This window comes from Absiella sp. AM09-50 (genome assembly GCF_003433845.1).
GTDB classification, from domain to species: domain Bacteria; phylum Bacillota_I; class Bacilli_A; order Erysipelotrichales; family Erysipelotrichaceae; genus Hoskinsella; species Hoskinsella hominis.
This window is the reverse complement of the sequence record NZ_QVFI01000031.1, coordinates 1-13,034: the sequence shown is the minus strand read 5'-3', so window position 1 is coordinate 13,034 and position 13,034 is coordinate 1. Positions and strand designations below refer to the sequence as shown.

14 protein-coding genes are annotated in these 13,034 nt (G+C 36.4%); all 14 read left to right on the top strand.

Features of this window, described 5'->3' with window-relative positions:
- Positions 1–265: 265 nt before the first annotated feature.
- The gene (locus tag DW114_RS18300; protein ID WP_117455370.1) at positions 266–886 is read left to right on the top strand and encodes a phage scaffolding protein; all 621 of its coding nucleotides are present in this window, start codon (positions 266–268) and stop codon (positions 884–886) included.
- A gap of 3 nt (positions 887–889) precedes the next feature.
- A complete protein-coding gene (locus tag DW114_RS18295) occupies positions 890–1,828 on the top strand; it encodes an SU10 major capsid protein (RefSeq protein ID WP_117455368.1) in 939 nt (312 codons plus the stop codon).
- Positions 1,829–1,831: 3 nt separating this feature from the next.
- Complete coding sequence (locus tag DW114_RS21370) at positions 1,832–1,993, top strand: hypothetical protein (RefSeq protein WP_158552347.1); 162 nt, start codon at positions 1,832–1,834, stop codon at positions 1,991–1,993.
- Positions 1,994–2,023: 30 nt separating this feature from the next.
- On the top strand, positions 2,024–2,341 hold the full coding sequence (locus tag DW114_RS18290; RefSeq protein ID WP_117455366.1) for a phage head-tail connector protein: 318 nt from the start codon (positions 2,024–2,026) through the stop codon (positions 2,339–2,341).
- 14 nt (positions 2,342–2,355) lie between these two features.
- Positions 2,356–2,655, top strand: a complete 300-nt coding sequence (locus DW114_RS18285) for a hypothetical protein (RefSeq protein WP_199483650.1) — start codon at positions 2,356–2,358, stop codon at positions 2,653–2,655.
- Entirely contained in the window at positions 2,649–3,062 is a 414-nt protein-coding gene (locus DW114_RS18280) for an HK97-gp10 family putative phage morphogenesis protein (protein ID WP_117455362.1), read from the top strand. Before DW114_RS18285 ends, DW114_RS18280 begins: the two co-directional genes overlap by 7 nt.
- Positions 3,059–3,412, top strand: coding sequence for a hypothetical protein (locus DW114_RS18275; protein ID WP_117455360.1), 354 nt, complete (start codon positions 3,059–3,061; stop codon positions 3,410–3,412). The genes DW114_RS18280 and DW114_RS18275 overlap by 4 nt, the downstream gene beginning before the upstream one ends.
- Entirely contained in the window at positions 3,413–3,979 is a 567-nt protein-coding gene (locus DW114_RS18270) for a hypothetical protein (protein ID WP_117455358.1), read from the top strand. It abuts the gene before it with no gap.
- Positions 3,979–4,278, top strand: a complete 300-nt coding sequence (locus tag DW114_RS18265; protein ID WP_117455356.1) for a hypothetical protein — start codon at positions 3,979–3,981, stop codon at positions 4,276–4,278. Before DW114_RS18270 ends, DW114_RS18265 begins: the two co-directional genes overlap by 1 nt.
- Before the next feature lie 313 nt (positions 4,279–4,591).
- Positions 4,592–7,429 carry a phage tail tape measure protein gene (locus DW114_RS18255; RefSeq protein ID WP_187426234.1) on the top strand — a complete coding sequence of 946 codons (2,838 nt, stop codon included), beginning with the start codon at positions 4,592–4,594 and terminating at the stop codon, positions 7,427–7,429.
- Positions 7,429–8,115 (top strand): phage distal tail protein, encoded by a 687-nt coding sequence (locus DW114_RS18250; protein ID WP_117455350.1) that lies wholly within the window; start codon positions 7,429–7,431, stop codon positions 8,113–8,115. The genes DW114_RS18255 and DW114_RS18250 overlap by 1 nt, the downstream gene beginning before the upstream one ends.
- An 18-nt stretch (positions 8,116–8,133) precedes the next feature.
- Positions 8,134–8,394, top strand: coding sequence for a hypothetical protein (locus DW114_RS18245; RefSeq protein WP_117455349.1), 261 nt, complete (start codon positions 8,134–8,136; stop codon positions 8,392–8,394).
- A gap of 2 nt (positions 8,395–8,396) precedes the next feature.
- Positions 8,397–8,783, top strand: coding sequence for a hypothetical protein (locus tag DW114_RS18240; RefSeq protein WP_117455347.1), 387 nt, complete (start codon positions 8,397–8,399; stop codon positions 8,781–8,783).
- 31 nt (positions 8,784–8,814) lie between these two features.
- Positions 8,815–13,034: phage tail spike protein (locus DW114_RS18235; protein WP_199485908.1), on the top strand; the 4,220-nt coding region annotated here is incomplete at its 3' end.

Genomic DNA, 13,034 nt, shown 5'->3' with positions numbered 1-13,034 from the left:
ATCATGCCTATGTGACAACAAGTCACAGCTATTACGATAAAAATTTGAATTGCAGGGTCGTTAAATATCACGATACCTGCATTTTTTGTGGAATGAAAACAAAAGGAAGGACCAACTATATGAATGACCCACCTAAGAGGAAGTTACCATATTTTTGCAAACATCTTAAATGACACGTTAGACGTGTTTTTATTTTACCTACTGTCAGGTATAGGCAGGCCTACGGACCGCAAGCGAGCGGTATAAAAATGCTATGGAGGACAATATGGAATGGATTAAAAATATTCTAGAAAAACACACAGATGCAGACGGTAAATTAAATCTTGCAGAAGCTATCAAAGAAATTAATAAACAAGCACCAGAAAATGTTGTACCAAAAGATCAGTACAACACTACTGCGGAAGCTAAAAAACAGCTTGAAGCTGATGTTGAAGCACGTGATAAGCAGCTGGAAGATTTAAAAAAAGCTGGGTCTGTCGAGGATTTACAAAAACAACTAGAAGCAGCACAAGAAGCTAACAAAAAGGCCAAAACAGAATACGAAGCGGCCATTACTAACATGAAGTATGATGCCGCAATAGAAAAAGCATTAAGCAATGCACTACATCCAGACTTGATGTCGGGGAAAATTGACCGTACTAAACTTAAAATCAAAGAAGATGGTACAGTCGAAGGATTGGATGATCAAGTTAAAGGACTGAAAGAAACATATAAAGATTTATTCAAACCAGATAAAACAGGGCGTACACCGAAAAATGTAGGAGTCATTGAAAACCAAGGAACAGAAAGAGAAGAACTGTTAAAATTGGCGAATGATATGTCTAAACCATTGATTGAACGTGTCGCTGCAAAAAACAAATTGGCGAGTATGCCAGAGGAGGAGTAAAATATGCCTACAGAAACTATTTGGAGTTTACCAAATTATGCCGGAGATCTATTCACGGCCGATTCCACAAATACACCTTTTTTATCCATGATTGGCGGATTAACTGGAGGTGTACAAACAGATGATTTTGAATTTACAACAGACAGTCAATATTCACTGCCAACCGCTACACAACCAAACATAACAGAAAAGGCATCATTGACCGCTCCAGATGCTAGTGCAATTACAAGAAGCCAAAACACTAATGTTACTCAGATTTTTCAAGAGGCTGTATCAATCAGCTATGAAAAGCTATCTAATCGAGGACATATGAGTGGATTGAATACAGCAGGACAACAAAATAATGTACCTAACGAAAAAGACTGGCAGATTGCACGAAAATTAGAAAAAATTTCACGTGATATTGAGTATACAATTTTTAATGGCACATTTGCAAAAGCTACAACATCAGAAACAGCTAGTAAAACACGCGGTATGCTTGCGTTGTGTGCCGGAAACGGAGGAACGAATATTGATGCCAAATCAGCTGCGTTAACACGTGCTTTATTACAGCAGTTGTTTAAAAAAATGTATGATGCAGGCGCAAACTTTTCAAACGTGGTTCTTTGGACCGGATCAACGCAAAAGCAAATTATTACTGATATCTATGCTTATGCCCCAGAAGACAGAAATGTAGGTGGTGTAAATATCAAACAAATCGAAACAGACTTTGGCAATATTGGCATCGCGTTAAACAGATTTATTCCACAAAGCTCAATTTTGTGCGCTGAAATGAGCGTGATTGCCCCTGTGTTCCAACCAGTACCTGAAAAAGGTAATTTCTTTTACGAGGAATTAGCAAAAACCGGTGCAGCTGAATCTGGACAGATTTACGGTAAATTTGGTTTAGATCACGGTCCAGCATTTATGCATGGAGCTATTACAAATCTTAAGGCGGAATAGTATATGGATAAAGATATAACCGGAATTCAACCTCGTGTTAGAGAAGAATTAGAAACATTAAACGAAAAGATGAATGTTAATATTGAAACGTTGGCAGAGGATGCCGATTTATTAACAGTTATAAAAAAAATCAATGAACTTATCACAACATTTAAAGGAGCATAGAAATGCTCCTTCCTCTTGGGAGGTGAGAACATGCAAATTGAAGAATTAAGGAAAATCGTGACTGATAAATTGAAGCTAAAACCTCATATCAAATATATTGATCAAACATATATAAATGATACAGTGGATGATGCTATTAATGATGCCTTAGATTTTATCAATTATCGTGGTGAGGATTTAGACAATAAAATAGTAACACCTGTAAAAGATCTATGTGTATACCGTTTAATAATTACAGGTAATGAAGGCGTAACAAGTAGCTCAAAGGCTGGAACGAGTGAAACTTATACAGGGGATATCCCAAAATCTATACGGCGCATTTTAAAGAAGTACAGGAATTTACCGTGAGCATCTATACAGATATGATTCCAGCAATCTTACTTGTAAATGATCCACAAGATAGTCTAAGTGGAGCGCCAATCGAAAATTATGTTAAAGTTAGCAATATAAATGTAGCTATATACAAGAATGATAGCTTTAAATCTGTACAATCTGTGAAATACGCTGAAAGTAGTCATAATGGAATCGCTATGTTTAGAGATTTTGACGATAAAAAAGAGTACCGCATTAAGATAGATGATACGGAATTTGATATCACATATTTTAATACTCAAGGACGATTTGCTACTTTGCTATTAAAAGCGAGGAATGATACATGGTAGATAACAGTGAATTTACGCAGTCGCTTGAAAAAGCAACAAAACAAATCATACAAGACACAATTAAAAATATGAAACGTGCTTGCTTGGTGGTGGAAACTGCGGCGAAAAAGAAAGTACCTGTTGATATGGGGCTATTAAGAGCATCTATAACAAGTGATGTAACATTTGATAGTGTGTCAATTGTTGGAAAGATATTTAGTAACCTTGACTATGCTCCCTATGTGGAAAAAGGTACTGGCATATACGCAAAAGATGGAAATGGCAGACTTGTACCTTGGGTATATTGTGTTAAAGCAGGAAAATACAAAGGGTGGCATTACACGGAAGGTCAAAGGCCACATCCATTTTTGGAACCTGCGAGAGATAGTAGTAAAAGCAAAGTAGAAAGGATGTTGGCCGGAGAATGATATACAAAGAACATATAAAGAGATTACTTCAGGACGTGACAGGTTTAAAGGTAACGCCTTTTTTTTCTGTTGGTCCATACCCTGCTATCGTGTATAAACATACACCAGTAAGCGGTGGATTATTGCTTGAAAGCCAACTAGAAATACGTATCATCGGAAAGGTGTATGATGATCTGCTTAATATTAAGCAAAAAGTGGTAGAGGTTTTAGATAACCCAGATATGGATTATAAGGATTACGAAGGATTTAGCTATCACAGTGAATTAGCAGGTGGCGGAGATTTATTTAACGATACAATCCAAATGTGGGAATGTATAACAATATTTACAATGACATGGAGGTGTAAATAAATGAAAAACAAAGAAGAAATTATTTTCGGTGCTGGCGAAGTCTACATGTATGAATTTACTGAAAAAGAAATCCCAGAAGATGCAGTTATCGAAACAGAAGTCAATAATGTTGGGCACTGTAGTGGTGGATTCAGTGTAGATTACAAACCTGAAAAATATGATGTCATTAATCAATATGGAAAGACGGTACGCGCATTTATTACTAAGGAAGAAATAACAGCAAAAACCGGTATTTTATCATGGGATTTAAAACAACTTGCGCTATTATCTACTGCGAAAATTACAGAGGATAAAACAACAAAGAAACGCTCATTGATTTTTGGCGGATCAAACCCAGAATTAAAAACCATCTTATTACGTTTTGTACATCAAAAACAAAATGGTAAGAAATTGCGTTTTACAATGATTGGACAAGGTGGCAATGGATTTGCAATTGAGTTTACTACAAAAGAATTGACGGTAGATGCACAAATTACGGCCATTGAGTATATCAAAAATTTTTTGGCCAGAATCGATGAAGAATTGACCGATGAAGAAGTTGCGGCATTATCTGGAGGTGAAGCATAATGATAGATTTAAGCAAGTATCTTAATCGCACATTAGAAGTTAGATTAAAAGATAAGACTATCCATGTATATGAACCATCATTGGAAATGGTAAAAGAATACTTTGAAAAAGAATCAACCGAACCTTTGTCTGCGTTCGTGGACACACAGAAAACGCTTGTGATGCAGATGATCAATCGTAACAAAGAAAAAATCACAGTAAAACCAGAAGAAGTAGAAAAGTTCCCGAGGTCTTTTGTACTAGAAATTTGCAGATCATTGATGGTCAATGCAGATAGTGCTCTATCTGACCCAAACTAAAACTCCCACTCCCAGATGATCAACAAGTTTGTGATGCTGTATTTGCTAAGTATTACAAAACAGAGGAGTGGGAAAAATCGTACAAAAATGAAACTGGAGAAATAAAGGCTATAGCAGATTATACAGGGATGCCAATAAGCACTATTGTAGAATTGCCTATCAGCCTTTTTCTTTTGTTTCGTAAAAACACCTGGATATATAATCAAACACGCTCAGAAGACGGAAGGAAGATGCTAAAAGACTTCTGGCGGTTACAACAAACGGAACCGGATATAGAAGCAATCCACAGATTCCAGGAGCGAGGTGATAAATTATGACAGGTGGTATGCAACTAGCATCACTATGGACAGAAGTTAAGGTTGATATAGCTGGCTTTAAGTCTGATATGGATAAGATATCAGTTGAGGCAAAAGCCAAAGCTAATGAAGTGTCAAAACAGATGGAAAAGACAGTTAAAGTTGGAGAAAATATGTCTAAGCTAGGCGGAACCCTCACAAAGACATTGACCGTACCTTTAGCTGGAGCTGGTATAGCGGCCACTAAAATGGCAGTGGATTACGAGTCATCATTCGCCAAAGTATCAACCTTACTTGATAAAAATGTTGTGGATTACGATAAATATAAAAACGACATTATAGAAGCATCTAGTAAATCTAAAGTAGCGGTCGGAGAATTTAGCGAAGCTGTTTACGGAAGTATTTCGGCTGGCGTTGATCAGACGAAAGCTATCAAATTTACAACAGATGCGATGAAACTTGCTAAAGGTGGATTTACAGACGGTGCTAAAGCAGTAGATGTCATGACAACTGCGATTAATGGTTATAATCTATCTACAGATGATGCTACCAAGATATCAGACATGTTGATTACCACACAAAATTTAGGTAAGACAACCGTCGATGAACTAGCATCCAGTATGGGCGCAGTAATACCAGTAGCATCCAGTGTTAACTTTGGCATTGATGAATTATCAGCATCATATGCACAGCTTACCAAAAATGGTATTGCAACGGCGGAATCAGGAACATATTTGAAATCTATGCTTTCAGAACTTGGGAAATCCGGATCACTGACCGATAAGGCACTTCGTGAACTGACCGGAAAAGGTTTTGCAGATCTAAAAAAAGAAGGAAAATCAACTTCTGAAATACTTAATACCTTAAGCAGTTACGCCGAGAAGAATGGTAAAACATTAAAGGATATGTTTGGATCGGTCGAAGCAGGTTCTGCGGCCATGGTTTCGGCGAAAGGCGATGGCATTGAATATAACGAAATGTTGGATGCTATGCAAAAATCGGCTGGTGCCACACAAGAGGCTTTTGATAAAATGGATGCTACCCCAGCTGAACAGTTAAAAGGTGCTCTCAACGAACTCAAGAATGAAGCTATAAAACTTGGGTCTAAGGCCATACCTATCGTAACAGAAGCGGCTAAGTTTATATCAAAGCTTGTAGATGGTTTTACTAGTTTATCGCCGGGCATGCAGGATAGTATAATCAAATTCGGATTATTGGCGGCTGCGGCCGGTCCAGTACTTAAGGTAGGTGGTGGCTTAGTATCAACCTATGGTAAACTCAAACCTATCATATCTGGACTAGGAACAGGAATAAAGCAAGGTATACCATTGATAAGTAAACTGGTCGGTGGACTTGGTTCTGTCGGTTCCACAGCTGTTACAACTGGTGCTGGCGTATCAAAATTAACATCAGTTGTTGGTGGAGCTGGATTAAAATTAATGGACTGTGGAGGCATTGCAGGTAAATTAGGAACAGCTCTTGCTGGAGCAGCAACATCTAGTGGCGGTTTATTAGCTAGTTTAGGCGGCATGGCGGCAGCGGCAGCACCTTGGGTTATTGGAGCGGCAGCTGTAGTGGCTGGCGGAAAGATGATATACGATAATCTTAATAAAGAAGTTATACCAGAAGTAGACTTGTTCAAGACTGAAACAAAGGCAACATTGAATACAGTTACTGGACAATGGGAATATACCACAACTAAGATATCAGAAGAAACACAAAAGCAAGTACAAAGCTATTTAAACTTATCAAATCAAGTGCAACAAGAATCAATGAATATGTATACCGGAATTACCAAAGTAACTGATGATAGCATTAAATCCATTAATGGAAAAGTTAGTGCTATGTCTAAATCAATCATCGATGCCACAAATACACAAAGAGACGAGGTTATTAAAGGCTATCAAGATATGTTTGATAATACAACTGCCCTTACAAAAAAAGAGCAGGACGAAATCATGGCAAGTGTCAATAAAGGTTATGATGACAGGGTTGATGAAACTACCAAATTGAAAAATGAGCTAACAAAGATCTATAAAGATATAGCAGATAATGGTGGTAAGATAACTCAAGACCAGCAAAAACGTATAGATGAGATATATGATGAAATGAAAAGACAAGCTGTACAAGCGATGGCGGACAATGAAGCAGAGCAAAATGTAATATTGAATCGTTTAGCATCCAGTAATAAAAGAATAACTGCTGAAATGGTAGGAGAATCTATCAAACAAATGAATAAGTTAAAAGATGATAGTATTAAAACAGCGGCCGAAAAAAGAGATGCTTTAGTTTTAGAAGCTGAAAAACTCAAAACTTTAGAAAATGGAAAATACAAAGAAAAAGCTGATGCCATTATAAAATCAGCCAATGACGAATATGACGGTGTTGTTAAAGCAGCCGAAAAAACAAGAAAAGACGGTATCAATAAGCTTATGTCTGCTCATGAAGATATGGCAGATAAGATTGACATAAGCACTGGCGATATCGTAAGTAGATGGGATAAAATGTTCGGAAAATGGGATAGATGGCAACCTGAAAGTAAAACAGCTACTGTAGAGACTATACACTTAGATACTTTTGTGCAAAATGGATACAACATGGCCTTAGAGGCTGTTAAAGGGTTCCATGCCAATGGATTATCGTATGTTCCATATGACGGATATACGGCGAGACTACACAAGGGTGAAAGAATACTTGATTCAGATGAAAACGAAGCCTACACGAGAAACAAAGTAGAAGGAAACGATCAAACTGGACAAACAATTAATTTCAACGGCAATTATACGTTTAGTGATCATGATGGCATTGATTACTTTTTTAATCAGGCTGCGTTGAAACTTAAGGCGGTGAGATAATGATAGTAAACGATATAAACATCGAAGAAATTATTGGCGTTGTAGTATTGAGTTTTGACAAACAGCCAAGAGAGATTGTTAATTATGATGACTGGATAACAGGCGCGCTGACACCTATTATGACACTGCCTGAAGAATATAGGTACAACCTATTAACAATAAAGTTGCTTGTTGTGGGAAATGATTTGGAAGATATTGAAGAAAAAGAAAGCAAACTACAAAGGTTATTCACAAGAGGTATTTTGAAAGAAGATGATTCTAAATATCTCTTTCCTTATATTTATCAAAATGGAACAAAAATGAGAATAAACAGATTGGCAAATGAAATAACCTATATGCTATACAGTCCATATATGTACAAGGAAGAAAAAAATGTCACTTTAGCAAAAAGCAGTAGCCAGGAAATAACGGTTGAAGGTACTACGAAAACACCGTGTACATACGAAATAAAAGCATTAACATCTATCATTGATTTTGAGATAAATAGTATAAAGGTACATGATATACCATTAGGATCTACTCTAGTCATTGATGGCAAAAAATGTTTAATAACCATAGATGGTACTAACAAATTCGGAGACTCAACATTAATAGAGTTTCCTTTTTTGGTGCCAGGCAAAAATACGATAAAAGTTAACAATGTAAATTGCGAAATAAAAGTTAAATACGAGCCTAGATATATATAGGCAGGAGGATAAATAAAAATGGCAAACATTACAGTAGACGGCAGTAAAAATGTAAATTTTAACAAACAGATTAAGGTTGATGGAGTACCAGCTGTAACATTTACGGCAGATATCAATACAGCTAATCCTGATCAGGTAAATGGCATGACACCATATATTAATGATCAGGTATTATACAAAGAAAATCGTACTGCTATCAAAGCAGAGATTACGAAATGTGAAGATGAAGTTTATGCAGAACAAGAAAAGATGTTAGCAGAAATTGCAGGAGGTAAATAATAATGGAAAAATTAACACTAAATGTACTTTTAGAAGGTAAATCATCCTTTGCTTACTTGGTATCACAGCGTGATAAATTAAGTGGTAAGGTTAATTATCAGATATCAAAAAACATCAAGCCTTACAACGATGAAATCGAGGCATATGATGAGGCAAGAAAAGCAATTGTAAAAAAATATGCTAATCTTGATGAAAATGGAGAACCTGTTGTTATCGGAGATAATTATGATGTGCCAAATGAAAAACTCAAAGATTTTGAAAGAGAAATCAAAGAATTAGGGGAACAGGAAGTTAATACAGCATGGAAAATGATTAAATTAGATGATTTAGAGAGTGCTGGATTAGCTCCAATTGACTATTACAACTTAGATTTCATGATTGAAGAATAAAAATGTAAGTATCGAAGGGAGGTGATCTCATGTGATACTTACTTTATACGATAGACAACATATCAAACTACGGCCTTTGCACCAAATAAAAGATTTACATATAGACAGTGTACTATCAACTGGGGATAAGACACTGTCTTTTTTGATGCCTGGCAGTCAACTAAGGGATGTATATACAGAGGCATATATAAGCACACCCAATGATGATTTTGTTATAAAATCAATTACACCATCTAGTAACGGTTGGTATCAAATACAGTGTAGTCTTAATGTGGAAGAACTAGAAAGTTATATGGATAGCTTTGAGTCTGTTGAAAAGACCATGAAAGAGTGCCTAGATTATGCTTTTTTAGGCACTGGATGGCATGTCGGAATTTGTGAAATCAAAAAGAAACGAACGATTAGACGGACCAATACTACTCCTTGGAAAATCATGCAAGATGCCCGTAAAACGTATCGTGCAGAAATCAAGATCAACAGCAAGGATAAAGTTGTAGACATTTATGAACATATCGGTAGTGATAAAGGTGTATATTTTGCGGAACAGTTAAATCTAAAGCAATTAAATAAGCAAGTAACATCTTATGATTTTTATACTCAAATAAAACCGATTGGAGCAAATGGGCTAACAATCGAAAGTGTCAATGATGGTGATCCTATATTATCTAATCACACATACAGTAAAAAAGATAAGTTATATATTTGGACTGACCAAAGATATACTGTGGCCGAAAATCTAAAAGCCGATGCTCAGGCGAAGCTTGATGAGATGTCAACACCACTTAATGCATATAGTTTGCAAATCATTGACCTTGCTAAAATATCGGACGATTATGTTGATATTTTAAGCTTTGGATTAGGCGACACTGTTACACTTATGCATGAAAGCACAAATACATTTGAAAAAACCAGGATCGTAAGCTTAGTAGAATATCCTGATGAACCGAACAAAAATAAATGTGAGGTTGCTAATAGTATATTAAAATTTGAGGATATTCAGCAGGAGATGCGAGATGCATCCGACACTATTAATAATGTAACAACAGATAACGGTACATTAGACGGTAGCAAAGTGGATAGCATTACCACATCGCAGATTAGTGATTTTGATGTACAAGTCCAAAAGGTTGTAGACTTTACAGCGATCAGAGCTGAGATTGATGACCTTAGAGTTAAAAGCGCAACTATACAGGATCTTGCGGCAGCTCTAGCCAGGATTGGTACATTAGAGGCTACAAGTGTTACTACAATCACGTTAAACGCCGAAATCGCTAAGCTTAATCAAGCTATCATAGGCAAAGCAGATATCACAGATTTAACATCTATTAGCGGTAAAATCACAGTATTAGAGAGCAGTGTCGCTACATTGGACACTATCGTAAATAGAGTTACGACATCTGATAGCATACACTCTCTTGTTATCAACGCCAGCACAGCAGTGATTGATAATGCCTTTTTAAAGTCAATCGTATCATCCAATATTACAGTTAATGATTTGTTAGCTGGGGATATTAGTACAACGAGGTTTAAGGTAAAATCTGACAGCGGTAATCTATCGATCACAGACAATACAATCCAAATCAGTGATACCAATAGAGTACGTGTGCAAGTAGGCAAAGATGCATCAGGCGACTACAACATGTATGTTTGGGATAAGTCTGGTAATTTGATGTTTGATGCAACAGGCATTACATCAAAAGGTATACAACGACCTATCATCGTAAATGATATGGTATCTGATAACGCTAATATATCAGGAGATAAAATTAACATTACAAGTGTTATACAAAAAATCAACGCGAACTCTACGTTGATAGAATCATCCCATATCTTATATGACGGTAAATCACTTGATGTAGCATTTGGTAAAATGGAGACATCTGTATCTACTGTAACATCTAATGTTAACACTGTGACAAAGACTGTGACAGATAATAAGACTAAATGGGATACAGCTAGTACAAATGCAACTAACGCCTTAAATACTGCTAATACAGTAACTAAGACAGTAAGCGACAATAAGTCAAATTGGGATAAGGCACCAACAGCACTGACTAATGCAAACAATGCCCAAAACACTGCCAACAATGCTCAATCTGTAGCCAATAGCAAAGCTAAAGTATTTAGTGCTCAACCAACTCCTCCTTATCAAGTAGGAGATTTATGGGTGCAAGGTACAAGTGGTGTCATCATGAGGTGTAAGACAGCTAGAGCAACAGGAAGTTACACAGCAAGTGATTGGGAAAAGGCTGATAAGTATACCGATGACACTAAGGCAAATGCTGTAGATACAAAAGTAACTACAGTAACAGAAACCGTTAAATCTCACAGCACTCAGTTAACCGCACAAGACGGTAAGATATCAACGTTAATCAGTGACACTACACAGGTCAAAAAAGATATTACAGCTGTACAAGGCGATATTACTACTGCAAAAGGCAATATTACAACTTTGCAGACAAACTATAGCGCTTTAGACCAGACGGTCAAAGGATTATCTAGTACAGTTGGTGAGCATACGTCAAAACTTACTACTGTCACTAACACAGTTAATAACAATAAAGCTAACTGGGACAAAGCCCCTACAGCATTGGATAATGCAAATAAGGCGCAGTCAACTGCCAATACAGCAAATAGTAAGATTGATGGTTTGGAATTAGGCGGCATAAATTTACTTATTGTAAAAAATGTCACAAAATACAAATATTTAAATAATTCAGGTGCGGAAGTAACTGAAAATGGTTGGTTCTATTCTGATTATATTCCTGTTAAAGGTTTTAAAAATCTTGTTGCGAGTGGATATTCCAATTTAGGCATATCTCCTTCCGTTTGTTATTACGACAAAGATAAAAAGTTTGTCAAAGGTATTAACAACAATAGTCAATCTTTAGGTAGATTAATGACTATTGATAGTGGAATAGAATATATCAGGTTCAGTGGAATGATAGTTGATTTACCTACTCTTAAGATTGAGAAAGGAACTAAACCTACAAATTATTCTCCTGCACCACAAGATGTAGATTCATCTATTAACACCGTCAACACTCGTATCACAACTGAAATTAAAACGGTTACTGATAAGTATGCAAGTTTACAACAAGATGTTAATGGATTTAAGACCACCGTATCTAGCACATACAGTACTAAGACTGAGGTTAGCAAGGTAAAAAGTGATGCGGCCACAGATGCAACTAACAAAGCTAATCAAGCTAAAACGGATGCAATCAATAGCGCTAATGCTAATACTACAACATTGTTAAAATCTTATAGTACAACATCAGCCATGAATAGTGCTATCACTCAAGAATCCAACAAGATTACTACAGCGGTAGCCAGTACATATACAACCAAGGCAGAATTTAATGCTTTGGAAATTGGTGGTAGAAACATTGCTACTAACACGAATAAAGGTATTACTGGTTGGGGTTGGAGTATGCAAACAAACTCAGGCAAGACTATGACTGAGGTTGTAGAGAACGGTATTAAATGCTGTAAGATAACAAAAGATAGTACTTCTGGCAGTGGTTGGAATTATATGTCATATAGTTACATAAATGTATCTAAGTACATGCCTAACAAGAAGTATACTATATCTTTTGAAATCAAACCTTCTGTGGACACAAAATTCACTATTTCATTCAGAAATGGTGACGGAACAAATATATTCACGAATGAGCAAACAACAAAAGTTGCACCTAAAAATGTTTGGACAAAACTTTATGTAACTCTAACTACTATTGCTACATTTCCTACAATGAGCGCACAAGTTATGTATATGACTGGCGCAAGTTGTGCGGCAAACGTTTCTTATATCTTAAGGAATTTGGTTATTGAAGAAGGTACTAAACCATCTCCTTGGACACCAGCACCAGAAGATATAGACGCATCTATTGCTACAGTTGACGGAAAGTTTAAAAACTACTCAACTACCACACAGATGAACTCAGCAATCACAACCAAAGCCAATGAGATAACATCCAACGTATCAAAGACCTATGCTACACAAGCAACGGTCAATACAATTAATGGAGATGTTTCTGCACTTAAGACGTGGAGAACAAGTGCTGAACAAAAAATCACTGACAGTGCTATTGTTACGACTGTTAGAAACTCAACGAGTTACAAGAATGATCTTACTGGTAAGGTTGGTAAAACCGAGATTATATCTAGTATCAACCAAACAGCGGAAACAATTAAGATAGATGCAAGTAAAATAGAACTTACAGGTAAAGTGACAATTAGTATGTTGGA